The sequence below is a fragment of the Anaeromyxobacter sp. PSR-1 genome (genome assembly GCF_000964525.1).
GTDB lineage: Bacteria > Myxococcota > Myxococcia > Myxococcales > Anaeromyxobacteraceae > Anaeromyxobacter.
In genome coordinates, this window is record NZ_BAZG01000019.1 from 1 (window position 1) to 24,590 (window position 24,590).

The window sequence follows — 24,590 nt, forward strand, 5'->3', positions numbered from 1 at the left end:
GGGCTGATCGCGCGGCGCGCGCCGCGTCCCGGCATTTCCCGCGCCACGGAATTGGCGCTTCGCGTGCTCACGGATGGTCAATTCACGCTTTCCGGGCTCCCCGGCCGGTCCCGCACTCCCGGTGCGCGGCGATCCGGTCCTGCGCCCCGGATCCGCTCGGCCGCGGGGGCGATGGCCGGATTTTTTTTGCGATCCCGGAGCGCGCGCAAATTTTTGTATCGGACCGGAGCGGTCAATGTTGCGTCGCGGAGTCCAGAAATGCCATTTTTCGGGGTCTCCGTGCGCTTCTGTCCGGGTCGGCGTTGACGCTGGTCAATTCTGGACGCGTCCGCTCGGTGCGCGCCGGCGCGCCTGCGGTCCTTCGTCCCACCGGCCCGTCCGCAAATCGTGCGCCGCCGGGAATCCCGTCTCGTTCCGCAATTTTGCCGCGTTGCAATTCCAATCCGGGGCGATAGTCTCGCGCGCACCCGGAGGACGGAATGGACAATATCGGCTCCCAGATGATCAGCGGCCCGGAGACCAAGGGCGTCTCTCGCCGTGACTTCATCAAGGTGTGCAGCGTCGCTGCCGCCGCCGTCGGCCTGCCCGCTTGGGCCGGCGAGAAGATGGCGGAGAACGTCGGCAAGAAGAAGCCGTCGGTCGTCTGGCTCCACTTCCAGGAGTGCACCGGCTGCACCGAGTCGCTCCTGCGGACCAGCCACCCGGACGTCGGCGCGCTGGTGCTCGACCTGATCTCGGTGGACTACCACGAGACGCTGTTCGCCGCGGCGGGCAAGCAGATCGAGGAGGCGCTCGAGTCCGCGAAGAAGGCGGGCGGCTACGTGCTCGTGGTCGAGGGCGCGATCCCGAAGAAGGACGACGGCATCTACTGCATGGTCGGCGGCAAGACCGCGGTGCAGTCGCTGGTCGAGTGCGCCGAGAAGGCCGCGGCGGTGATCTGCATCGGCTCCTGCGCGAGCTGGGGCGGCGTGCCGTCGGCGGCGCCGAACCCGACGCAGGCGGTGGGCGCGCCGGAGATCCTGAAGGAGAAGGGGATCAACAAGCCGGTGGTGACGCTCCCCGGCTGCCCGGCGAACCCGTACAACCTCCTCGGCACCGTGCTGCAGTTCGCGACGTTCGGGACGCTGCCCAAGCTGGACGAGAAGGGCCGCCCCGCGTTCGCCTACGGCCGCGTGATCCACGAGGACTGCCCGCGGCGCCCGCACTTCGACGCCGGCCGCTTCGCGCAGGCCTACGGCGACGAGGGCCACCGCAACGGCTGGTGCCTCTACAAGATCGGCTGCAAGGGACCGCAGACGCACGCCAACTGCTCGCTCCTCTCGTTCTGCGAGGTGCCGGGCGCGTGGCCCATCGGCATCGGCCACCCGTGCGTCGGCTGCACCGAGCAGGGCATCGTCTTCAACGTGCCCATCAACCAGAACCTGCCCATCGAGCACCCCACCGCCCCGATGGCCTACCCGGCCATCCACCCCGAGCACGGCGTGGTGGGCGGCAGCCCGGTCGCGGTCGGCCTGGGCGGCGCGGTGATCGGCGCCCTGGTCGGCGCGGGCGTGGTGGCCTCCCGGAAGATGGCGGCCGCCGACGACGCAGACGGGAAGGAGTAGCGGCGATGACCATCTCTCGACGAGACCTGCTCAAGGGAGCGGTCGCCGCGGGAGCCGCCGTCGCCATCCCGGCCACGGCGGAGGCCCGGCACGAGATCGAGCCGCTCCCCGACGCGGTGGGCATGCTGTTCGACTCGACGCTGTGCGTGGGCTGCCGCGCCTGCCAGAGCGCCTGCAAGGTGTCGAACAAGCTCCCCGAGGACAAGGTGGAGGCGAACGGCGGCGTCTACGACGCGCCGAACGACCTGAACAGCACCACCAAGAACGTCATCAAGGCGTTCCCCGCCGGCGACACGCAGCACTACATGAAGCAGCAGTGCATGCACTGCGTGGATCCCTCCTGCGTGTCCGTCTGCATGCTGGGCGCGCTGCACAAGGAGGGCGAGGGGAAGCGCGACTTCAAGGGCGAGAAGAAGGGCACCGGCATCGTCCTCTGGGACAAGTGGACCTGCGTCGGCTGCCGCTATTGCCAGATCGGCTGCGCCTTCAACGTCCCGAAGTTCGAGTGGTTCGAGGCGTTCCCCGCCATCGTGAAGTGCGAGCTGTGCCGGCACCGCCGCGACGAGCAGAAGTCCGGCCCGCTCGCGGTCGCGAACCCCGCCTGCTGCGAGGTCTGCCCGCGCGAGGCGGTGATCTTCGGCTACCGCAAGGATCTGCTCGCCGAGGCGAAGCGGCGCGTCGCCGCCGACCCGCAGCGCTACAACCCGCACGTCTACGGCGAGCACGACGGCGGCGGCACGCAGGTGCTGTACCTCGCCGCCGCCGGGGTGCAGTTCCACGACCTCGGCCTCCCCGACCTCCCCGAGCGCTCGCAGGCGGAGTTCTCGGAGAGCGTCTCGCACGCGCCGTACCTGTACGGCGTGACGCCGATCGCGCTGTACGCGGCGATGGCCTTCGTCATCAACCGCAACAAGAAGAAGGAAGAGGCCGCCGAGCACGGCGAGGAGGGCAAGCGATGAGCGGCCACGACCACCCGCAGGCCATCGGGGGCAAGCTCTTCGACCCCCTCATGAAGGTCCTGCTCGCCGTCTTCGGCGTCTCCGCCCTGGTGATGGCCTACCGGTTCGTCACGGGGATCGGCTCGGTCTCCAACATGACCGACGGCTTCACCTGGGGCATCTGGGAGCCGATCAACGTCGTCGTCTTCACCGGCATCGGCGCCGGCGCCTACGGCGTCGGGCTCCTCTGCTACCTGCTCAACAAGGGCCAGTACCACGGCCTGGTGCGGCCGGCGGTGCTGCTCGGCGCCATCGCGTACACGCTGGGCGGCAGCTCGATCATGATCGCGCTGGGCCGCTACTGGAACGCGGTGACGCTGCCCATCGTCCCGTGGTGGAACCTCAGCTCCGCGCTCCTCGAGGTCGCGGTCTGCGTGATGATGTACGTGATGGTCCTCTGGATCGAGGTGCTGCCGGCGATCTTCGACGGCGCCGCCCAGAGCAAGTCACCCAGGTGGTCCGCCATCGGGAAGCGCTGGGGCGCGCGCATGGCGAAGGCGATGCCGTACATCATCGCGCTCGCCATCCTGCTCCCCACCATGCACCAGAGCTCGCTGGGCGGCCTGTACCTCATCGCCGGCCCGAAGCTCCACCCGTTCTGGCACACCGCGCTGCTCCCCACGCTCTTCCTCGTGTCCTGCCTGTCGATGGGCTACGGCGCGGTGGTGGTGCTGGTGAACATCCTGCGGCTGAACTGGAACGCGAAGCAGGACCAGGCGCTGTTCGCCAGCATGTCGAAGGTGAACGCGGGCTTCCTGCTGCTGTACGTGGTGCTCCGCCTCGGCGACATCGTGCTGCACGGCAAGCTCAGGTTCCTCGGCGCCGACTTCCCCACCTTCCTGTTCCTGGTGGAGATGGCGCTGTTCATCGCGCCGGCCGTCATGTTCGTCATGCCCGGCGTGCAGCGGAACCGCGGCAAGCTGTTCGGCGCCGCGCTCCTGGCCGTGCTCGCCGGCGCCGTCTACCGCGCCGACACGTACATGACCATGTACCGGCCGGCCGGCTGGACCGCCGACGGCAAGTCCATCGCCGCGGGGTGGGACTACTTCCCGTCCGTCGGCGAGACGGTCGTCACCATCGGCATGGCCGCCATCGGCATGGCCATCTTCGTCTTCATCTCCCGTCTGTTCCCCGTCGTCGTCGTCGACCAGGGGAAGAAGTCCACGATCGGCCGCGGCGAGGTCCGGGCCGCTTCCGGCCACTGAGGGGTGCCTAAATGAGCAAGCTCATCACCATCGACCCGGTCACGCGCATCGAGGGTCACCTCCGCATCGACGTCGAGGTCGACGGGGGCGCGGTCAAGAACGCATGGTCCTCGGGCACCATGTGGCGCGGCATCGAGACCATCCTCCAGGGCCGCGATCCCCGCGACGCCTGGATCTTCACCCAGCGCATCTGCGGCGTGTGCACCACCGTGCACGCGATCGCCTCGGTGCGCAGCGTGGAGAACGCGCTCGGCCTCGAGATCCCGCTGAACGCGCAGCTCATCCGCAACCTGATCGTCACGGCGCACACGCTGCACGATCACATCGTCCACTTCTACCAGCTGTCCGCGCTGGACTGGGTGGACGTGACCAGCGCCCTGAAGGCCGACCCGGTGAAGGCGGCGCAGCTCGCCGAGTCGATCTCCAGCTGGCCGGGCAACTCGAAGCACGAGCTCGCGGCGGTGAAGGCGCGCCTCGAGGGCTTCGTGAAGGCCGGCCAGATGGGCATCTTCACCAACGGCTACTGGGGCCACCCGGCGATGAAGCTCTCGCCGGAGGTGAACCTGCTCGCGGTCGCGCACTACCTCCAGGCGCTGGAGATCCAGCGCAAGGCCAACATGGCGGTGGCGATCCTCGGCTCGAAGACGCCGAACATCCAGAACCTGGCGGTGGGCGGCGTGGCCAACGCCATCAACCTGGACAGCCCGGCCGCGCTGAACATGGAGAAGCTGTACCAGGTGAAGACCCTCATCGACGAGGTCGCCACCTTCGTGCAGCAGTGCTACCTGCCCGACGTGGCCGCCATCGGCGGCTTCTACCCGGACTGGTTCAAGTACGGCGCCGGCGTGACGAACTACCTCTCGGTGCCCGAGCTCCCGCTGGACGAGAAGATGTCGAAGTTCGACATCCCGGGCGGCGTGCTCTGGAACGGCAAGCTCGAGCTGGCGCACAAGCTGGCGGGCTGGAACGACGACTACCTGAAGCAGAACGTGACGGAGTCGATCGCGCACGCCCACTACGACGGCGCCTGGGCCAAGGGCCCGTGGGAGGAGGACGACAAGCCGAAGTTCGCCGGTGAGTGGAAGCACGAGACGCCCGCGCCCGACCGCTACACCTGGGTGAAGGCGCCGCGCCTCGAGGGCAAGCCGGTGCAGGTCGGGCCGCTCGCCTGCGTGCTGGTGGGCCTCGCCTCCGGCCACGAGCCCACCACCCGGTGGGCCACCGCGGCCATCGGCGCGGTGAAGGCGATCCACAAGATCGACCTCACCCCGGCGCACCTCCACTCGACGCTCGGCCGTCACGCGGCCCGCGCCATCCGCGCGGCCATGATGGCCGAGATGGCCCAGAAGCAGTGGAAGCTCCTGGTCGAGAACATCGGCAAGGGCGACACGCGCATCTGGGTGGACCCGATGGCGAACCTGAAGCCCGGCATCTACAAGGGCGTCGGCTTCCACGAGGCGCCGCGCGGCACGCTCTCGCACTGGTGCGTGATCGAGGCCGACAAGAAGGGCATGAAGCTGAAGAACTACCAGTGCGTCGTGCCCTCGACCTGGAACGCCGGCCCGCGCGACGCGAGCGGCGCCCTGGGCCCCTACGAGAAGTCGCTCGTCGGCAACCCCATCGCCGACCCGAAGCTGCCGCTCGAGGCGCTCCGCACCATCCACTCGTTCGACCCGTGCCTCGCCTGCGCCATCCACACCGTGGACGCCGAGGGTGACGAGATCGCCCGGGTGAAGGTGCTGTAGCCCGCGTCGGGTGGTACATCCGATCCCGTCCTCGACCGCCGGGGACGGGATCGGCCTTTTCGGGAGCCCCGCCGCGGCGGGGAGGAGGCTCGGGTGGCGCGCATCGCGGTCTTCGGCATCGGCAACGTGCTCACCGGCGACGACGCCGTCGGGCCGTACGTGGTGAAGGTGCTGGAGGCCCGCTGGGAGCTGCCGGGCGTCGAGGTGGTGGACGCCGGCACGCCCGGCCTCGACCTCACCGCCTACTTCGCCGGCCTCGACGCGGCCGTCCTGGTGGACGCGGTCAAGGCGCGCGCCGCGCCGGGCGAGCTGCGGACCTACTCGCGCGAGGACCTGGTGAAGCGCTCGCCGGTGCTGGCGGTGAGCCCGCACGAGCCCGGGCTGCGCGAGGCGGTCATGAACGCCGAGTTCATGGGCGTGTGCCCGGCCACGGTGCGCCTGGTGGGCGTGGTGGCGGAGCGGACCGACCTCGGCTGCGCGCTCTCGCCCTCGGTGCAGGCCGCGGTGCCGGCGGCGGTCGAGCAGGTGCTGTCCGAGCTGCGGGCGCTGGGCGTCGCGCCGCGGCCCCGCGACCCGCCGGCCGAGCCGGACCTGTGGTGGGAGAAGGGCCGGGCCGGATAGCGCCGGGCGCGCCGCAGGGAATGCGCGCCGGGCAAACGGACGTTGATCCACCGGGTGGCCGCCCCGCGTTGCGGCGGCGAAAGGCGCGGCGGTAAGCTCGCGCCGCCCCAGCACGGAAGGCCCAGGCGCACGCGCCGCTCCGCATGACCACGCAGCGGACCACAGACGGCGGGCCGGATCGCTCCGGCGAGGGGCGGCGGATCGCCGTGAGCGGCACGGTGCAGGGCGTCGGCTTCCGGCCGTTCGTCTACCGGCTGGCGCACCAGACCGGCGTGACCGGCCGCGTCCGCAACGACGCGGCCGGCGTGACCATCGAGGCGTTCGGCCCGCGCGCCGCGCTGGACGCGTTCCAGGCCCGCCTGGTGAGCGACCGCCCGCCCGCCGCCTCCATCGCCGCGCTGCGCGCCGAGCCCATCCCCGCCGAGCCGGCGGCGCGCTTCGAGATCGTGGAGAGCGGCGGGGCGGCCGAGCGGCGGGTGGCCATCCCGCCGGACCTCGCCACCTGCCCCGAGTGCCTCGACGAGCTGCGCGACCCCGCCGATCGCCGCCACCGCTACCCCTTCACGAACTGCACCGCCTGCGGCCCGCGCTTCACCATCGCGCTGGGCGTCCCCTACGACCGGCCCGCCACCACCATGGCCGGCTTCCGGATGTGCCCGGCCTGCGCGCGCGAGTACGGCGACCCGCTCGACCGGCGCTTCCACGCGCAGCCGAACGCGTGCCCCGTGTGCGGCCCGCGCGTCGCGCTGCGGGACGCCGCCGGCGCGCCGCGCCCCTCCGCCGACCCGATCCGCGACTGCGCCGCGCTCCTGCGCTCCGGCGGCGTCGCCGCGGTGAAGGGGCTCGGCGGGTACCACCTCGCGTGCGACGCGAGCGCGCCCGCCGCGGTGCGGACGCTGCGCGAGCGGAAGCGCCGCGAGGAGAAGCCGCTCGCGGTCATGGTGGCGGACCTCGGGGCCGCGCGGGCGCTCGCCGAGCTCTCGCCGGACGAGGCGGCGCTGCTCGCCGCCCCCGAGCGTCCCATCGTGCTCTGCCGCCGGCGGCCCGGCGCGGCGCTCGCCCCGGAGCTCGCGCCCGGCAGCCCCATCGTCGGGCTCATGCTGGCGTACGCGCCGCTCCACCACCTGCTGCTCGCCGACGCCGGCGTGCCGCTGGTGATGACGAGCGCGAACCTCTCCGACGAGCCCATCGCCTTCGAGGACGAGGACGCGCTGGCGCGGCTCGGCGGCATCGCCGACCTGTTCCTGGTCCACGACCGGCCCATCGCCTCGCGCTGCGACGACTCGGTGGCGCGGGTGGTGGCGGGGCGGCCCTTGGTCATGCGCCGCAGCCGCGGGTTCGTGCCGCGCCCGGTGCGCACCGCCCGGCGCTTCGCCCGCCCGGTGCTGGCGGCGGGCGCGCAGCTCAAGAACGCCTGCTGCCTGGCGCGGGGCGACGAGGCCACCCTGGGCCCGCACGTGGGCGACCTCGACGGCCTCGAGACCTACGGCGCGTTCGAGGCGGCGGTGGCGCGGCTGGAGGCGTTCCTCGCCTTCCGCCCCGAGCTGCTCGCCTGCGACCTCCACCCGCTCTACCTCTCCACGCGCTGGGCGCGCGAGCGGGCCAAGGCGGCCTCGCTGCCGCTCGTCGAGGTCCAGCACCACCACGCGCACGCCGCCGCCTGCATGGCCGAGCACGGCCTCGAGGGCCCGGTCCTGGCGCTGTGCTGGGACGGCACCGGGCTCGGCGCCGACGGCGCGTCCTGGGGCGGGGAGCTCCTGCTCGCCGAGGCGGCGCGCTTCGAGCGGCTCGCCACCTTCCGGCCGGTGGCGCTGGCGGGCGGCGACCGCGCCATCCGCGATCCCTGGCGCATCGCGCTCGCGGCGCTGCTCGACGCGTTCGGCGAGGACGCCCCGCTCGACCGCCTCCCCCTGTTCGCGGGGGTGCCGGCGCGGGAGCTGGAGGTGGTCGGCCGCATGCTCGCCGCCGGCCTGAACGCGCCGCCCGCCCACGGGGCCGGGCGCGCCTTCGACGCCGCCGGCGCGCTCGCGCTGTGCCGCCCGTCGGCGCGCTTCGAGGGGCAGCTCGCGCTCGCGCTCGACGCGGCCGCGCACGGCCACGAGGCGCCGCCCTACCCGTTCGACCTCGACGCGTCCGGGCCGGTGGAGGCGCTCGACCTGCGCCCGCTGTGGCGCGCGCTCGCGGCGGACGTCCTGGCGGCCCGGCCGGCCGGGGAGATCTCGGCGCGCTTCCACGCGGCGCTCGCCGCGGCCGGCGCCGAGCAGGTCCGGCGGGCGGCGCGCCGGGCCGGGCGGCTGCCGGTGGTGCTGACCGGCGGCTGCTTCCAGAACGCGCGGCTCGCGGAGGCGATCCGCGCGCGGCTGGAGGGAGAGTTCGCGGTATACCAGCACGGCGAGGTGCCGCCCGGCGACGGCGGGATCGCGCTCGGCCAGGCGGTGGTCGCCGACGCGGTGGCCCGCGCCTAGCGCCGGCCGGTGGAGGAGACGGAAGACATGTGCCTCGGGGTTCCAGGGAAGGTCATCGCCATCGACGGGCTCGACGCCACGGTGGACTTCTTCGGCGTGCGCAAGTCGCTCCGCCTCGACATCGTGGACGAGCCGGTGCAGGTGGGCGACTACGTGCTCAACCACGTGGGCTTCGCCATCCGGCGCATCCCGCCCGAGGAGGTCCAGGAGACGCTGGCGCTGTTCGACCAGATCCTGGAGGTCTCCGGCGCGAAGGAGGACCTCATGGCCGCCGACGTCCGGGGCGAGATGGCCGCCGGGAAGGACCAGAAGTAGGAGGGCCGGCGATGTCGAACGAGGATCTCTTCCGGCAGCTCAAGTTCCGCGATCCGGCCCGCGCCCGCGCGCTCGCCGAGGCGCTCCGCCACAACATGGACGCCATCGGCCGCGAGGTGTCGGTGATGCACGTGTGCGGCAGCCACGAGCAGGCCATCGCCCGCTTCGGCCTGCGCGCGGTGCTCCCGCCCGGCCTGGAGCTCATCATGGGCCCGGGCTGCCCGGTGTGCGTCACGGACGGCCCGGAGGTGGACGAGGCGGTCGCGCTCGCCATGCAGGGCGTGCGCGTGTGCACCTACGGTGACATGCTCCGCCTCCCCGGCACCGCGCGCTCGCTCGCCGACGCGCAGGCCGACGGCGGCAAGGTCGAGGTGGTCTACTCGATCTCGCAGGCGGTCGAGCTCGCCCAGGCGCACCCCGAGGAGCAGGTGGTGTTCCTGGCGAGCGGCTTCGAGACCACCGCGGTGGCGACCGCGGCGGTGGCGCTCGCCTCGCCGCCCCCGAACTTCTCCATCCTCTCGGTGCACAAGTACGTGCCGGCGGCGATGGAGATCGTGGCCGCGTCGAAGGAGACGCACATCGAGGGCTACGTCGCGGCCGGCCACGCCGCGATCATCACCGGCTGGGCCATCTTCGAGCCGTTCGCGGCCCGCACCGGCGCGCCGGTGGTGGTGGCCGGCTTCGAGCCGCTCGACATCCTGGCCGCGCTGGTGAAGCTCACCGAGCTCATCCGCGAGCGGCGGCCGGAGGTGGCGAACGTCTACCCGCGCTGCGTGACGAAGGAGGGCAACCTCCCCGCGCAGCGCTCGCTGTGGCGGGCGTTCCGCACCGTGACCGGCCGATGGCGCGGCATCGCCGACGTCCCGGGCGGCAACCTCGAGCTCGTGCCCGAGCTGGCCGCGCTCGACGCCCGCAACCGCTTCCGCATCGACACGGCGGGCGTGCGCGACGCGGCGGCGGAGGAGGAGGCGAAGGGGTGCATCTGCGGCCGGATCATGCTCGGCCTCGCCACCCCGGAGCACTGCGCGCTGTTCGGCACCACCTGCGTCCCGGAGTCGCCGGTGGGCGCGTGCATGGTGTCGTCGGAGGGGCAGTGCCGGATCTGGCACACGTACGGCGGCGTGCCCGATCTGCGCAAGGTCGGCTAGGAAGGCGCGGAGACCCATGGACACGAAGGTGCAGCAGAAGATCGGCCTGAAGCACGGCTCCGGCGGGCGCGCCATGCGCCAGCTCATCGAGGACGTGTTCCTCTCGCTGGCCTCGCCGGTGGACGGCATCGGGCTCTCGGCGCTGGACGACGGCGCGGCGATCCGCGTGGGCGACCGCTGGCTGGTGATCACCACCGACTCGCACGTGGTGCACCCCATCTTCTTCCCGGGCGGCGACATCGGCCGGATCAGCGTCTCGGGCACGGTGAACGACCTCGCCATGATGGGCGCCACCGAGCCGGTGGGGTTGACCTGCGCGGTGATCCTGGAGGAGGGCTTCCCGCGCGCCGACCTGGAGCGGGTGGTGGCCTCGATGCGCGAGACGGCGAAGGAGGCCGGCGCGCCCATCGTCACCGGCGACACCAAGGTGATGGGCAAGGGCCAGGTGGACGGCATCGTGCTCAACACCACCGGCGTGGCGCTGGCCGACCGGGTGGTCTCGGACGCCGGGCTGCGGGCCGGCGACGTGCTCGTCGTCACCGGCTCGATCGGCGATCACGGCATGGCGGTGATGGCCCGGCGGCACGACCTGCGGCTGGAGGGCGACCTCCGCTCCGACGTCGCGCCCATCAACGGGCTGGTCCGCGCGGCGCTCGCCGCCGGCGGCGAGGACGTGGTCGCGATGAAGGACCCGACCCGCGGCGGCGTGGCGGGCGTGCTGCACGAGATGGCCGCGAAGGGCGGCGTCGGCATCGTGGTGGACGAGCCGTCGCTGCCGATCAACGACGAGGTGCGGGCCGCCGGCGAGATGATCGGCATCGACCCGCTGCTCGTCGCGAACGAGGGCAAGGCGGTGATCGGCGTGCGGGCCCGCTCGGCCGACAAGGTGCTGGCCGCGCTCCGCGCGCACCCGCTCGGCGCGCGCGCCACCGTGTTCGCGCGGGCCATCGCCGAGCGGCCCGGCGCGGTGATCCTCGACACCGGCTTCGGCAAGCGCATGCTGGCCGAGCCCGAGGGGGAGCTCCTGCCGCGCATCTGCTAGGCAGGCGAGCCGCATGCACGAGTATTCCCTGGTGGAGGCGCTGGTCAGGCGCGTGGAGCAGGAGGCGCGGCGCCGCGAGGCGGTCGCGGTCCGCGGGCTCACCGTGAGCGTGGGCGAGCTCTCCGGCGTGGACCCGGAGCTGTTCCGCACCGCCTACGAGACGTTCCGCGCCGGCAGCCTGTGCGCCGAGACGCCCCTCACCCTGAAGCGCCTGGAGGCGCGCTGGTCCTGCCCGGCCTGCCGCGCCCCCATCGCCCGCGGCGCGGTGCTGCGCTGCCCGACCTGCGACGTCCCGGCCCGCCTCGACGAGGGCTCGGACGCGCTCACCCTCGACAGCATCGACATGGAGGTGCCCTGATGTGCACGACCTGCGGCTGCGGCGATCCCGAGCTCGTCCCGGTGGAGCTGCACGAGAAGATCCTGGCCGGCAACGACCGCGCCGCCCGCCACAACCGCGAGCACTTCCTCGAGGCCGGCGTCCTCGCCCTCAACATCATGGGCTCGCCCGGCGCCGGCAAGACCGGCGTGCTCGAGGCGACCGCGAAGGCGGCGGCCGCGAAGGGCTGGCGCCTCGGCGCGGTCTCGGCCGACCTCGCCACCGACAACGACGCGCGCCGGCTGGAGAAGGCCGGCATCCCGTCGAAGGCCATCACCACCGGCCAGGCCTGCCACCTCGACGCCGAGCTGGTGCACCGCAGCCTCCACGACTTCCCCTGGCGCGACACCGACGTGTTCTTCATCGAGAACGTCGGCAACCTGGTGTGCCCGGCCATCTACGACCTGGGCCAGGCGGCGAACGTGGTGGTGCTCTCGGTGACCGAGGGCGAGGACAAGCCGCTCAAGTACCCGGTCATGTTCAAGGCGGCGGACCTGGTGCTCGTCACCAAGGTGGACCTCGTCCCGCACCTCGACGTGGACCTCCCGAAGCTCCGCGACGCCATCGCGCACGTCATGCCGACCGCGAAGGTGATCGAGCTGTCCGCCCGCACCGGCGAGGGCATGGACCGGTGGATCGCGTGGCTGGAGGAGCTGCGGCGGCCCATCGTGAAGCCGGCGCAGCCGCGGACGCACACCCACGGGCACGACCACGGTCACGAGCACACGCACGCGGACGGGACGACCCACGCGCACCCGCACGATCACGCCCATGACCATGCCCACGGCCACGGTCACGGGCACGATCACGGGCACCGCCACTAGCCCCCGCTCATGCCTCGGCCGGCGCCCTACCCCACCGACGCGGTCACCGACGACCGCTCCTGGATCATCGCCGCGAGCCGCTCGAAGGCCTTCTCCAGCGTCTCCAGCGAGGGGCCGAAGGAGAAGCGCACGTAGGAGCGGAAGCGGGCGACGTGGCGGGCGCGGCGCTTGCCGGGGTTCACGTCGAAGAACTCGCCGGGGACCACGATCACCTTGCGTCGCAGCGCCTCGCGGAAGAAGCCCATGCCGTCGTTGAGCGGCGCGGGCAGGTTGGCGAGGTTGCCCCAGCAGTAGAAGGTGCCGTCCGGCGCGCGGTCGATGCGGACGCCCATGGTCTCGAGCGCGTCGAGCATGTGGCGGCGCTTCTCGCCGAAGGTGCGGTGGATGGCCTCGGTCTCCTGGCGCACCGCCTCCTCGGCGAGCAGCGGGATGGCCGCGCGCTGGAGCGGCTTCGAGCCGCCGCCGTCCAGGAACGAGCCGGCGCTCGCCACCGCGTCGATGACCTTGCGCGGCCCGACCGTCCAGGTGACGCGCCAGCCCGGGTAGCGCCAGTTCTTGGTGAGCCCGTCGAACAGCACGATCGGATCGCGGTCCACGTCCTCGACGTACCGCGCCGCGCTCTCCACCGGCAGCCGGCCCGGCGGCGCCGTCCAGACGTAGTGCGAGTAGAACTCGTCCATGAGCATGGCGCACTCGAGCTCGCGCGCCAGCTCGACCCAGCGCGCCAGCTCGTCGCCCTGCACCAGCTTGCCGGTGGGGTTGCAGGGGTTGGAGAGGAGCAGCGCCGAGAGCCCGCGGCCGGTCACCTCGCGGCGCAGGTCGTCCACCGTGAACGCGTACCCGCGCTCGCCCTCCAGCAGGATGGGGATGGGCGTGAAGGTGCGGAACAGGTCCAGCAGCTCCTCGTAGGCGGTGTAGTCGGGCAGGAAGTGGCCCATGTTCACGCGCCCGAGGCTCGCCGCGGCGCGGGTGAGCGAGGTGCGGCCGCCGCCGGAGATGGAGACGTTCTCGGCCTTGTACTGCGAGGGCAGGCCGCGGCGGTACAGCCGGTTGTAGAGGCCGGCCACCTCCTCGCGCAGCTCCCACAGGCCGGCCACCGGCGCGTACTCCTGGTCGTCCACCGACACGGCGACGGAGTGGACGCGGTCGGGCGCGCCGGGCAGCGGACCGGTCTCGGGCTGCCCCTGCCCGAGGTTGCACCAGTCCGGATCCTGCATCGAGAAGCCGAGCTTGGTCGCCTCCGCGGTGGCGTAGATGACGCCGGTGCGGGGGACCTGCCGGAACGAGGAGAGCTTTCCGCCTTGCGGGATGGGTTCGTCGGTCACGGGAGCGCGAGATTACCACGCGCCCGCGACGCGATCAGCGCCGCCGCGGGACGAGGTCGCCGGCGTCCGGAAGGACGAGGACGTCCGGCTCGGCCTTGCCGACGAGCTCCCGCGCGCTCGCGAGCGCCGCGTCCAGCGAGGGGGCGAACGTCGCGTACGTTTCGCGGACGGTGGCCTCGGGCATGCCCGAGACCAGGAAGAGCGTGTACCGCTCCGGCAGGAAGCGCCGGACGCCCAGCTGGAAGATGCCCTCGTTGACGGTCCGGAGCGGCCCCACGCCGCCGGGGCACTCGGCGCAGACGACGACCACGCCGCCCTCCCGCAGCAGCATCCCCGCCGGCGGGACCAGCTTCGAGGCCTGGTACAGGCTGCCGGAGACCGGCAGCGGCGCCGAGACCACCACCACGTCGGCCGGCTCGGCGGCGACCTCGCACCACGGGCGCGCCATGCGCACGCCGGCGCGGTGCGCGTAGACCACGTCGCCCGCCACCGCGCCCATCACCACCCCGCCCGCCTCCACCACGTTCAGCATGTACGTGTCGCGCCCGAGCCGCCGGACCGCCTCCTCCAGGTCCTCGCGGCACGGGTTGCCGTCGGCGCGGCCCAGGCTCGAGGCGGGATCGGCCTTGAGCTTGTGGTTCTGCCGGATGTCGTCGTCGTGCCCGAGCCCGGGGAAGATGCCCTTCGCGCCGCCGCCCCAGCCGGCGAAGTAGTGCGGCTTCACCCGGCCGGTGGTGACGACGAGGTCGCTCTCGGCCACGCACCGGTTCACCCGCAGGCGCGTGCCGCGGCTGGTCCGGCCCATCTCCACCATCGAGGCCTCGTCGCGCGCGTCGTGGTTCACCACGCGGTGCCGCCGGAGCACCTCGTCCGGCAGCCCGAGCGCCTCGAGCGGCCCGGGCCCGTGCGTGCCGTTCGCGACCGCGAGCGTGAGGTGGTCGTCGGGGACCACCGCGAGCGCGCGCCGCACCGCCGCGAACAGCTCGGCGCGCGGCTCGTCGCGGGAGGCGTCGCTCACGATCACCAGCACGCGCGTGCGCGGGCCGGCCACCTCCGGCAGCGGCCGGGCGCCCTCGGGGTGCGCGAGCGCCGCGTCCAGCGCGGCGGGCAGGTCGGCCACCGCCGGCGCGGGCGGGGCGGCGAGCACGCGCGCCGGCACGCCGGCCGGGAACGGGAGCGGGCGGGTGCCGTAGCCGAGCAGGACGGGGGCGGACGCGGGCGCGCTCATGCCGGCATCGTACCCCAGCCGCGGGGCGCAGCCGCCGGGGCGGGCGCCCCACCCGCCCTCCGCCGCTGCTCGCCGCACACTCCGCGATACCGGACGCAGGCGCTCCGCCGCCTCCGCACACGCCCGCAGGGTCCTGCCGCGCGGGTCTGGTTGCGGCGGACGGTCCGTCCGTTATATGAGACGCCTCTCCAGCCCAGCCGAGGAGCCCGCCGCATGCCCGCCCGCGCCGCCGATCCCTACCGCGACCTCGCCGTCATCGACGCGCGGGCGCCCCGCTTCAACCAGGCGGTCATCGGCGCGCTGGCGCTCGCGGGAACGCTCACCGGCGGGTGGGCGCTGTTCGCGCTGCCCGCGCTGCAGCTCACCCTCGGCCTCGCGCTGGGCCGCCGCTGGTGCCTCCCCTGCGTGTTCTACTTCGAGGTGGTTCAGCCCCGGCTCGGCGAGGGTCCGCTGGAGGACAGCCGGCCGCCGCGCTTCGCGAACCAGGTCGGGGCGGTGTTCCTGTGGACCGCGACCGCGGCGACGCTCGTCGGCGCGCCCGCGCTCGGGAGGGCGCTGGGGGGCGCGGTGGCCGCGCTCGCGCTCGTTTCTGCGGCGACGGGCTTCTGCACGGGCTGCGCGCTGTACCGGGCGGGCGCCCGGCTCCGCGGCATCCGGGGCCGCACCGTGGAGCGCGTGGACCTCGCCGAGCTCGGGGTGCCGGCCGGCCAGGGCGCGGTGGTCCAGTTCACGCACCCGCTGTGCTCGGACTGCCAGGAGCTGGCGCGGCGCCTCGCCGGCGAGCGGCACGGCCCGGTGCTCGTCGACGTCGCCCGGCGGCCCGACCTCGCGCGGAAGTACGGCGTCGCGGTGGTCCCGCTCGCCGTCGAGGTCGCCGCCGACGGCGCGGTGATCCGGCGCATCACCGGCTGAGCGCTCGACCGCCGCCGCCCGCGCGCGCCAGGCGGGCGGAGGCGCACCCATCGCCCCGCTGTCCGCTATTACGGCTCATCGTCCGTTATCGCGTCCCAGGCCCCACGCCGCCGCCCGACCCGGAGGTCCCCGTGCCGAACCGCAGCCCCGTCGCCCTGCCCCGCCCGCTCTCGATCGGCGTCACCGCCAACCTGATGCTGGCGCAGATGGAGTACGACGTGGCGAGCGGCGCCGGTCAGGCGAAGCACGACACCGCGACCGCGCTCGGCCTCGGCGCCACGGTGGGCCTGCGGTGGACGCTGGCGGGTGGGGTGAGCCTCGGCGCCGCCTGGGAGTCGCGCAGCTCGTTCCAGGACTTCTCGTTCCACGTCCCCGCGCGGCCCGATCCGTTCTCGCCGGGCAGCACCATCCCCGGCGGCACCGACCGGCTCGCCCTCGACCAGCCGCAGAGCGTGACCGTCGGCGCGTCGTTCGCGCCCTGGCACGCGGTGCTCCTCGCCGCCGACGTGCAGTGGATCGACTGGTCCGCCACGCTGGGCGACGGGCTCCCCCGCTACACCTCCGACCCGGCGACCACCGGCGCTCTCCCGTTCGACATGGGCTGGCACGACCAGTGGGTCCTCAAGCTCGGGGCGCAGGTCACGCCCGTGCGCGCGCTGGACCTCCGGGCCGGCTGGAACTACGGCAAGGCGCCGCTCGACCGGTCGCGGGCCTTCGAGAACCTGGCCTTCCCGGCGGTGGCGGACCACCACCTCACCGCGGGCGCCGGCGTCCGCGCGGGCCAGGCACTAACCGTGAATGTTGCGGCGGTGTACGCGCCGGCGGCCTCGATCTCCGGCGCGAACGCGTCGCCCCCGCCGCCCATGGGCGGCACCGGCCAGGGCATCGCCGCCTACCGCACCGAGATGTCGCAGCTGCAGATCGACCTCGGGGTCGCGTACCGGTTCTGACGGCGCGGCCGCCGGAGCGCCGGCCCCGGCGGCATCCCACCGCAGCCCGGCGGCGCGCCGCCGCACGCGCCCGGTTTCCGCCGCAGGACCGGCGCCCGCGCCGTACACTGGGCGCGATCACCCAGGCAGCCGGGGGCCCGATGGCGAACGTCCCGGAGTGGCATGCGCTGTCCGCCACCGACGCGTTCGCGCGGCTCGGCTCCGGACCGGCCGGCCTCGACCCCGCGGAGGCGGCCCGCCGCCTGGAGGAGCACGGGCCCAACGAGCTCGCCCGCGCGCGCCGCGCCCCGGCGCTCGCGCTGCTCGCCGCCCAGTTCAAGAACGTGCTGGTCGTGATCCTGATGGTCGCGATCGCGCTCTCGCTGTCCCTCGGCCACGACCTCGAGGCGGCCACCATCGGCGCCATCCTGGTGTTCACGGTGGTGCTCGGGTTCGTGCAGGAGTACCGGGCCGAGAACGCGCTCGCGGCGCTCCGCCGGATGGCCGCACCGCTCGCCACGGTGATCCGCGGCGGCGCGGAGCGGAAGGTCCCGGCGCGCGAGGTGGTGGCGGGGGACCTGCTCGTGATCCACGCCGGCGACCGGATCCCCGCCGACGCGCGGGTGGTCGAGGCCGTCAACCTGCAGGCGGACGAGGCGGCGCTCACCGGCGAGTCGGTGCCGGTGACGAAGACCGAGGAGCCGCTCCCCGCCGGCCCGGTCGCCATCGGCGATCGCACCGACATGCTGTTCGGCGGCACCGCCGCCACCTACGGGCGCGGCCGCGCCGTGGTGGTGGCCACCGGCGCCGGCACCGAGCTGGGCGCCATCGCCCGCATGCTCGCCGAGGTGAAGCCGGCGCGGACCCCGCTGCAGCTCGAGCTGGACCGGGTGGGGAAGCAGCTCGCCCGCGCGGCCATCGTGGTGGTGGTGCTGCTCGCCGGGCTGGGGCTCCTGCGGGGCCAGCCGTTCCTCGAGATGGTGGTATTCGCCATCGCGCTCGCGGTGGCGGTGGTGCCGGAGGCGCTGCCGGCGGTGGTCACCATCGCGCTCGCGCTGGGCGTGCAGCGGCTGGCGCGCCGGAACGCGCTGGTGCGCCGGCTCGCCGCCGCGGAGACGCTCGGCTCCACCACCGTCATCTGCTCGGACAAGACCGGCACGCTCACCCGCGACGAGATGACCGTCCGCGCGCTGCACGTGGACGGGCGCACGCTGGAGGTGACCGGCTCCGGCTACCGCGTCGAGGGCGGGTTCCTGCACGAGGGCGCGCCGGTGGACTCGCCGCCCGCCCTGCTCGCGCTGCTCGGGGGCGCGGTGCTCGCCTCGGACGCCAGGGTGGAGCGCACGCCGTCCGGCGACCTGACCGTCTCCGGCGATCCCACCGAGGCGGCGCTGGTGGTGGCGGCGCTGAAGGCCGGCCTCGACCGCGCCGAGCTGGACGCGCGCGCGCCGCGCGTCGGCGAGATCCCGTTCACCTCCGAGAGCAAGCGGATGACCACCCTGCACCGCACCGCGCGCGGGCCGGTGGCGTTCGCCAAGGGCGCGCCGGAGGTGATCGTCCCCGCCTGCACCCGGGTGGCGAGCGGCGACGGGGAGCGGCCGCTCGACGAGGCCGGCCGCGCCGCGCTGCTCGAGGTGGTCCGCGGCATGGCGGAGCGGGCGCTGCGCGTGCTCGCCGTGGCGCGCGGGGCCGGCGCGTCCCTCGCCGGGGCCGAGCGCGACCTGACGCTGCTCGGGCTGGTGGCGATGATCGACCCGCCGCGCCCGGAGGCCCGCGCCGCGCTGGAGCGCTGCGCCGCGGCCGGCATCCGGGTCGTGATGATCACCGGCGACCACCCGGTCACCGCCCGCGCCATCGGGGGCGAGCTGGGGCTGCTCCGCACCGGGACGGTGGTGACCGGGCCCGAGCTGGCGCGCCTCTCCGACGCGGAGCTGGGCGCGCGGGTGCAGGACATCGAGGTCTACGCGCGCGTCTCCCCCGCCGACAAGCTGCGCATCGTCACCGCGCTCCAGTCGCGCGGCGAGGTGGTGGCGATGACCGGCGACGGCGTGAACGACGCCCCCGCGCTCAAGAAGGCCGACATCGGCGTGGCCATGGGCATCACCGGCACCGACGTCACCCGCGAGGCGGCGGCGATGACGCTCACCGACGACAACTTCGCGTCCATCGTCGGCGCGGTGGAGGAGGGCCGCGGCATCTTCGCGAACGTGAAGAAGTACCTCATGTACCTGCTCTCCTCGAACGTGGGCGAGATCGGGCTCATGGCCGCCGCCACCCTGCTCGGCCTGCCGCTGCCGCTGACGGCGGTGCAGATCCTCTACGTGAACCTGGCCACCGACGGGCTGCCGGCGCTGGCGCTGGCGGTCGATCCCCCCGAGGGCGACCTGATGCGGCTGCCGCCCCGGGACCCGCGGCAGGGGATCTTCACGCGGCCGGTGGTGGCGCTCATCGCGACCGGCGGCGCCTGGTCCACGGTCGTCAACCTGGGCCTGTTCGCCTGGGCGCGCGCCTCCGGCCGCGGCGACGCCGAGGCGATGACCATGTGCTTCATGTCGCTCGTGCTGGTGCAGTTCGCGAAGGCGTTCGCGTTCCGCTCCGTGCGCCACTCGGTGCTGCGCCGGCCGTTCGCGAACCGCTGGCTGAACCTCGCCATCGGCTGGGAGCTGGCGCTCCTGCTCCTGATCGTCTACCTGCCGCCGCTGCGGGCCGCCTTCGGCACCTACGCGCTCCCGGCGGCGGACTGGCTGCTGGTGACGGGCGCGGCCCTCACGGTGCTGCCCGTGCTGGAGCTCGCGAAGGTCGCCGTCCGCCGCGCCGCCCCGTCCGCGTGACGGCGTCGCCTCGCCGGGGACGGATGCCGGACGGGGTGCCCCTGTGCCACGCGGAAACGCTCCGGTGTCTGGGACATCGAATGCTGCGCTGGAGGTGGCCGCGCACGCCGCGCGGCCCGGCAGCGGGGGTGCACCATGGCACACGGCAGGAGCTGGTGGGTGGGCGCGGCGGCGGCGGCGATCGCGGGCGCCGCCTGTGGCGGGTCGGACAACGGCGGCAGCGGCGCGAGCACGCGGCCGACGGCGGCCGGCTACTACATCGAGATCTCGGGGATGAAGTTCTCGCCCCTCGACCTGAAGGTGCCGGCCGGCGCGACGGTCACCGTCATCAACGACGACTCGATGGCGCACTCGGTGACCAGCGAGGCGACCCCGGGCGCCTACGCGCCCGGCGGCGTGGACGGCGTCACCTTCAACACCGGCGCGTTCAACGGGGTCAAGACCTTCACCATCCCGGCGGCGGCCGCGCAGGGCACGGTGGTCCCGTACTACTGCTCCACGCACCTCGGCGGCATGGTCACGCCGAACGGCAGCATCACCATCGACCCGGCCGCGCAGCCGGCGCCGCCGCCCCCGCCGCCCGGCGGCGGCGGCGGTGGGGGCGGCGGCGGCGGTGGTGGAGGCGGCGGCGGCTACTAGCTCCGTGCGTCCGGGGTCCGCCCGCCCTGCGCGTCGGGGCGCGCGGACGCTCAGGACCGCGCCGCGATCGCCGCGAGCACCGCGGCGACCACCCGGTCGCAGCGGGGCGCGAGGAACCCGAACGCCTCGGGCGCGCTGCGGCCCACGCGCTCGGCGATGAGCCCGCGCAGCGCGAGGCGGGCGCGGTGGAGGCGGACCTTCACGGCCTCCTCGCCCAGGTCGAGCGCCGCGGCCACCTCGGCCGTCGAGAGCTGCTCGATCTCGCGGAGCACGTACACGGTCCGCAGGTGCACGGGGAGCCGGTCCACCGCCTGCTCGAGCAGCACCCTCGCCTCGCGCGTCGCCGCCTCGTCCTCCGGGCTCGGATCCGCCACGCGCTCGCCCTCCCCTCCGATGCCGCCGTCCTCCCGCTCGTCCGGGAGCGGGACCAGCCGGTCGCGTCCGCGCAGGCGCATGAGCGCCTCGTTCACGCCGATGCGCACCAGCCACGTCGAGAACGCCGCGTGCCCCTGGAAGTCGCCCAGGTGCGCGTACGCCTGGAGGTACGCCTGCTGCATCGCGTCCTCCACCTCGGCCTCGTTGCGGAGCACCGAGCGGATGGCGCGGTACAGGCGCGGGTTGTGCCGCCGCATGAGCACCTCGAACAGCGCGACGTCCCCGTCGAGGACCCGCGCCACCACGTCCGGATCCGAGGGTGCCCCCGCGGGCACCCCGCGCACGCTGCTCGCCTGCACGGTCATGGCTCCTCCTCCGCCTCCCGTCATCGGATGCGCCGGCGCGCGGATCGTTACCGGCGTAACGCCGCCGCGCACGGCGCATCCAACGGGCAAGGAGGTTCACATGGCCGACAGGGACGAGATCCACGGAACGGCTCCCGCGTACTGGGCGCTCCGCATCGCGCTCGGCGTGGTGCCGATCGTGGCGGGGCTGGACAAGTTCACCAACCTGCTCGCGGACTGGGCGGGGTACCTGAGCCCGCTGGCGGTGCGGCTGCTGCCGGTGAGCCCCGCCGCCTTCATGCGGGCGGCGGGCGTCATCGAGGTGATCGTGGGCATCGGGATCCTGGCCGGGCGTGCGCGCACGTTCGGCTGGATCGCCATGGCGTGGCTCGCCGCCATCGCGCTCAACCTGATCGCGAGCGGCGCGTTCCTCGACGTGGCCGCGCGCGACGCGGTCATGGCGGTGGCCGCGTTCGCGCTGGCGCGGCTCGCGGCCGTCCACGAGCCGCTCCGGGCCCGGCGGCCGGCGGGGGCGGTCGAGCCGCAGCCGACGGCGGCGCACCCGGCGCCGACCCGGACCTGAGGACCGGCCCGGAAACGGCGGGACCCCGCCTCCGGCGAGGCGGGGTCCCGGGGACCTCGGCGTGGGAAGGGGCGCTAGACGGCCTCGACCCCCGCCCAGGCCACCTCCTCCTCCGGCTCCTCGAACCGGACGGGCTCGACGGTGGTGAACTTCTCGGCGAACGTCATCAGCACGCCCTCGAGGTGCTTCTGGGTCCGGGTGCGCCGCTCGCGCTCCACCGCCTTCGGATCCACCGGGACGAACTTCTCGTCCGGCGTGATCTTGAAGAGCGGCTGGCCCTTCTGCACCACGGTGCCGTCCGCGCCCTGCATCAGGACCTTCTCGATGGTCCCGGAGAACGGCGCGCGCACCGTGTTGAACATCTTCATCACCTCGATGATGTAGAGCGGCTGCCCCTTGTCGAAGTGCTGGCCCTCCTCGACGAACGGCGGCCGGCCCGGCGCCTCCTGGCGGTAGAACATGCCGCCGAACGGCGCCACCAGCTCGTCCGCCTTGGTGGCGGGCGGCGGGCACAGCACCTTCTTCATGCGCGCCTGCAGCTCGGGGTCGTGCAGGTGCTCGGGGATGGTGACCTCGAGGTCCTCCTCGACCTTGAAGTCGAAGAAGCGCACCGACTCGGCCACCATGAACAGCAGGCCGAGCAGCTCGTTGCCGGCCTCGTAGCCGAGGTGGGCGGAGCGGATCCTCGTCCAGGTCTCGGCGTCGAAGCCGTCCTGCGGCTCCTCCTTCTGCAGGATCTCGTTGAGCTTGTAGTACTCCTCGCGCTTCAGGCCGAAGCGCTCGCGGAGCGCCACGTAGAAGCGCAGCGACTTCGTCAGCAGCTCGTGGTCGTGCTCCCACATCACCTGGGAGGCGGGCCGCCGCGGGTGGAACGCCATGTTCAGGTACGCGTAGGCGTCATTGAGCACGCCGAGCGGGTTCCGGATCCAGAGCAGCTTGCCGTTCTCGATCCGGTAGTGGCGGCGGTTCATGCTGAGCCAGCCGGCGAACAGGTGCGGATCGTCGAGGAAGCGGTCGATCACGCGGGTGAGCAGCGTCACCTTGCGGTCGAGCACCTCGGCCATCGCCTTCTGCGCCGCCGCGTCGCCCGGGTTCTCCGTCGCCATGAGCTTCGCGTAGTGCTTCTTCATCTCGGCGAACGCGTAGGCGGTGTCGAGCTTGTTCGCCTCGTCCTTCAGCATGCCCACCAGCGTGAGGTACGGCACCACGAAGCGGGTGGTGGGCTTGGCGTTCACGCTCTGGCCCAGGAACCAGTTCACCAGGCCGTAGTGGAACTCCATGTTGGTGGCGAGGGTGGTGCCGCGGAGCTCCATGCGCGCCAGCACGCGCGCCAGGTGCTTGTAGCTCTCCAGCCGCCGGTCGCCCTTGGTGAGCAGCAGCGCGATGTTGGAGTCGTACGCGCCGGCCACCTTGTAGCGCATGAACATGCGCGTGTCGGGGTTGGGCATGCTGATGCCCTGGTCGTCGCGGATCTCGCCCTCGATGGGCTTCGACCAGTAGCGGATCACGCCGCCGGCGTGCGGGGACAGCGAGGCGTCGGTCGCGTTGAGGCGGGCCTCCACCGCCGCGCCGAAGCGCTGGATGCGGCGGGGCTTGGGCAGGCGCTTCTTGTGGCGCGCCAGCAGCGCCATGGCCTCGACCAGCGACTCGACCACGAACGTGTCGGCCGGATCGTCCGGATTCGCGAACTCGAGCGCGTAGCAGAGCTCGGACACCCGGTGCTCCACCTGGATGCGGGTGTTGACCTCCATGAAGTAGTAGCGGTCGCGGTCGACGATGCACTCGAACGTGGAGGCGGAGTCGAGCCCCACCGCCTGGCCGAAGCGGGCGGCGTCGTCCTCCATCCGCTTCAGGATCTCCAGGTCCACCTCGAGCGCCTTGGCGCGGACGGGCTTGCCGTTCTTCTTCGCCCGCTCGATGGTGGCGGCGAGCGCCTCCTGCGTCACCGAGACCTCGAGCAGCTTCTGCTCGTGCATCTGCAGCGAGCAGTCGCGGCCGCCCAGCGACACGCACCACTCCCCGTTGCCGAGGAGCTGAATCTCGTTGTGCCGGGTCTGCTCGATGTTGAGCTCGATGAGGACGTTCTTGTTGTCGCCGACGCCGGTCGCCTTCACCTCGCTCAGCACCTCGCGCACCATGGCGGGCGCCTCGGCCGCGGCCGCCGCGACGGCCTTCGCGTCCGGGTCCTTCGCGGTGAGCAGCGAGGCGCCCAGGATGCGCTGGCCCTTGCCGCCGCCGCCGCCGATGGCCTTCAGGCGCACGCGGCTGCGCGGGTGCTTCCGGAACATCTCCGCCACCTCGACCTGCACCTGCGCGCCCAGCTCGTCGATGGTGAAGAGGTCGATGCCCTTGGCGTAGGAGGCCTGGAGCACGTGCTCGGCGAGCACCGGCAGCTCCAGCTTCTCGTCCGCCAGCACCTTCGCATCGCAGGCGAGGCCCTCCGCCTCCACCAGCGCGAGCAGCTGCTTGCGCGTCTTGTGCTTCGCGAGCAGCGTGCGGGCCGCCACGTCGTTCACGCCCGGCGTGACGCTGACCTTCACCTCCAGCGCGGTGCGCTTCGCCTCGTCCTTCTTGCCGGCGCGCGCCTGGGTGATGGAGTTCGGGCCGATGAACTTCAGGCCGGCCCGCTCGATGGTGGCGACGAACTCCTCGTCCTCCGCCATGAAGCCGTAGCCGGCGAAGACGGAGTCGTAGCCGTTGTCGAGCGCGATCTGGACGATCTGGTTCATCCGCTCGACGCGCTCCTCCTTGGTCGCGCCGGTGTAGTCCGGCACGCGGTGGACGCGATCGTGGTCCGCGAGCTGGCGCAGCTCGGGGGCGAGGGCGTTCGCGTAGACGATCGAGTCCTTCTCGGAGAGCAGGATCCCGACGTGCGTCATGCCCATCTCGGCGAAGACGTCCATCGCCTCCTTGCGGATGGGGCCGCGGCACACGATGAGCGGCTTCAGGTCCTCGCAGGCGAAGGAGCGCACCCACGCCGAGGGCGAGCTGCCCAGGCGGCGGTCGCGGTGGATGAGCGGGTTGTTCCGGTAGTGGTCGACGTTGGAAGCCATGTCGTTCGGTTCTCCGGGTCTCGGGTCC

The 24,590-nt window shown here is 73.2% G+C and carries 20 protein-coding genes; 16 read left to right on the top strand and 4 right to left on the bottom strand.

Going from position 1 to position 24,590, the window contains the following annotated elements; translation table 11 throughout:
- Positions 1 to 479: 479 nt before the first annotated feature.
- From PSR1_RS05405 to hypB, 11 genes are all read left to right on the top strand, one after another.
- Positions 480 to 1,604 (top strand): hydrogenase small subunit, encoded by a 1,125-nt coding sequence (locus tag PSR1_RS05405; protein ID WP_059436607.1) that lies wholly within the window; start codon positions 480 to 482, stop codon positions 1,602 to 1,604.
- Between the two features lie 5 nt (positions 1,605 to 1,609).
- Complete coding sequence (gene hybA / locus PSR1_RS05410; protein ID WP_059436608.1) at positions 1,610 to 2,563, top strand: hydrogenase 2 operon protein HybA; 954 nt, start codon at positions 1,610 to 1,612, stop codon at positions 2,561 to 2,563.
- Positions 2,560 to 3,807, top strand: coding sequence for a Ni/Fe-hydrogenase cytochrome b subunit (locus PSR1_RS05415; RefSeq protein WP_059436609.1), 1,248 nt, complete (start codon positions 2,560 to 2,562; stop codon positions 3,805 to 3,807). Before hybA ends, PSR1_RS05415 begins: the two co-directional genes overlap by 4 nt.
- 11 nt (positions 3,808 to 3,818) lie before the next feature.
- Positions 3,819 to 5,552, top strand: coding sequence for a nickel-dependent hydrogenase large subunit (locus tag PSR1_RS05420; RefSeq protein ID WP_059436610.1), 1,734 nt, complete (start codon positions 3,819 to 3,821; stop codon positions 5,550 to 5,552).
- A gap of 93 nt (positions 5,553 to 5,645) precedes the next feature.
- Positions 5,646 to 6,173: a hydrogenase maturation protease gene (locus PSR1_RS05425; protein WP_059436611.1), complete on the top strand. Its 528-nt coding sequence runs from the start codon at positions 5,646 to 5,648 to the stop codon at positions 6,171 to 6,173.
- A 143-nt stretch (positions 6,174 to 6,316) separates the two neighbouring features.
- On the top strand, positions 6,317 to 8,638 hold the full coding sequence (gene hypF, locus PSR1_RS05430; protein ID WP_059436612.1) for a carbamoyltransferase HypF: 2,322 nt from the start codon (positions 6,317 to 6,319) through the stop codon (positions 8,636 to 8,638).
- A 9-nt stretch (positions 8,639 to 8,647) separates the two neighbouring features.
- The gene (locus PSR1_RS05435; protein WP_237757829.1) at positions 8,648 to 8,953 is read left to right on the top strand and encodes a HypC/HybG/HupF family hydrogenase formation chaperone; all 306 of its coding nucleotides are present in this window, start codon (positions 8,648 to 8,650) and stop codon (positions 8,951 to 8,953) included.
- A gap of 11 nt (positions 8,954 to 8,964) precedes the next feature.
- Positions 8,965 to 10,101, top strand: coding sequence for a hydrogenase formation protein HypD (gene hypD / locus PSR1_RS05440; protein WP_059436613.1), 1,137 nt, complete (start codon positions 8,965 to 8,967; stop codon positions 10,099 to 10,101).
- A gap of 16 nt (positions 10,102 to 10,117) precedes the next feature.
- Positions 10,118 to 11,143: a hydrogenase expression/formation protein HypE gene (hypE, locus tag PSR1_RS05445; protein WP_059436614.1), complete on the top strand. Its 1,026-nt coding sequence runs from the start codon at positions 10,118 to 10,120 to the stop codon at positions 11,141 to 11,143.
- 13 nt (positions 11,144 to 11,156) lie between these two features.
- A complete protein-coding gene (locus PSR1_RS05450) occupies positions 11,157 to 11,501 on the top strand; it encodes a hydrogenase maturation nickel metallochaperone HypA (RefSeq protein ID WP_059436615.1) in 345 nt (114 codons plus the stop codon).
- A complete protein-coding gene (hypB, locus tag PSR1_RS05455) occupies positions 11,501 to 12,343 on the top strand; it encodes a hydrogenase nickel incorporation protein HypB (RefSeq protein WP_059436616.1) in 843 nt (280 codons plus the stop codon). Before PSR1_RS05450 ends, hypB begins: the two co-directional genes overlap by 1 nt.
- A 26-nt stretch (positions 12,344 to 12,369) precedes the next feature.
- Here the strand turns inward: hypB and PSR1_RS05460 are convergent, their stop codons facing one another.
- Positions 12,370 to 13,668, bottom strand: a complete 1,299-nt coding sequence (locus tag PSR1_RS05460) for a pyridoxal phosphate-dependent aminotransferase (RefSeq protein ID WP_059436617.1) — start codon at positions 13,666 to 13,668, stop codon at positions 12,370 to 12,372.
- 34 nt (positions 13,669 to 13,702) lie between these two features.
- Entirely contained in the window at positions 13,703 to 14,896 is a 1,194-nt protein-coding gene (locus tag PSR1_RS05465; RefSeq protein ID WP_059436618.1) for a lactate racemase domain-containing protein, read from the bottom strand.
- 213 nt (positions 14,897 to 15,109) lie between these two features.
- Between PSR1_RS05465 and PSR1_RS05470 the strand changes: the two genes are divergently transcribed.
- From PSR1_RS05470 to PSR1_RS05485, 4 genes are all read left to right on the top strand, one after another.
- The gene (locus PSR1_RS05470) at positions 15,110 to 15,808 is read left to right on the top strand and encodes a DUF4395 family protein (RefSeq protein WP_059436619.1); all 699 of its coding nucleotides are present in this window, start codon (positions 15,110 to 15,112) and stop codon (positions 15,806 to 15,808) included.
- 131 nt (positions 15,809 to 15,939) lie between these two features.
- A complete protein-coding gene (locus PSR1_RS05475) occupies positions 15,940 to 16,758 on the top strand; it encodes an OmpP1/FadL family transporter (RefSeq protein ID WP_059436620.1) in 819 nt (272 codons plus the stop codon).
- A 140-nt stretch (positions 16,759 to 16,898) separates the two neighbouring features.
- Positions 16,899 to 19,568, top strand: coding sequence for a cation-translocating P-type ATPase (locus PSR1_RS05480; RefSeq protein WP_059436621.1), 2,670 nt, complete (start codon positions 16,899 to 16,901; stop codon positions 19,566 to 19,568).
- 135 nt (positions 19,569 to 19,703) lie between these two features.
- Positions 19,704 to 20,207, top strand: coding sequence for a plastocyanin/azurin family copper-binding protein (locus PSR1_RS05485; protein ID WP_059436622.1), 504 nt, complete (start codon positions 19,704 to 19,706; stop codon positions 20,205 to 20,207).
- Between the two features lie 50 nt (positions 20,208 to 20,257).
- Here PSR1_RS05485 and PSR1_RS05490 read toward each other — a convergent pair whose 3' ends face one another.
- Positions 20,258 to 20,947 (bottom strand): RNA polymerase sigma factor, encoded by a 690-nt coding sequence (locus PSR1_RS05490; protein ID WP_059436623.1) that lies wholly within the window; start codon positions 20,945 to 20,947, stop codon positions 20,258 to 20,260.
- Between the two features lie 100 nt (positions 20,948 to 21,047).
- Between PSR1_RS05490 and PSR1_RS05495 the strand changes: the two genes are divergently transcribed.
- Positions 21,048 to 21,509: a DoxX family protein gene (locus tag PSR1_RS05495; protein ID WP_059436624.1), complete on the top strand. Its 462-nt coding sequence runs from the start codon at positions 21,048 to 21,050 to the stop codon at positions 21,507 to 21,509.
- Positions 21,510 to 21,583: 74 nt separating this feature from the next.
- Here the strand turns inward: PSR1_RS05495 and PSR1_RS05500 are convergent, their stop codons facing one another.
- Positions 21,584 to 24,562 (bottom strand): biotin/lipoyl-containing protein, encoded by a 2,979-nt coding sequence (locus tag PSR1_RS05500; protein WP_059436625.1) that lies wholly within the window; start codon positions 24,560 to 24,562, stop codon positions 21,584 to 21,586.
- Between the last annotated feature and the right edge of the window lie 28 nt (positions 24,563 to 24,590).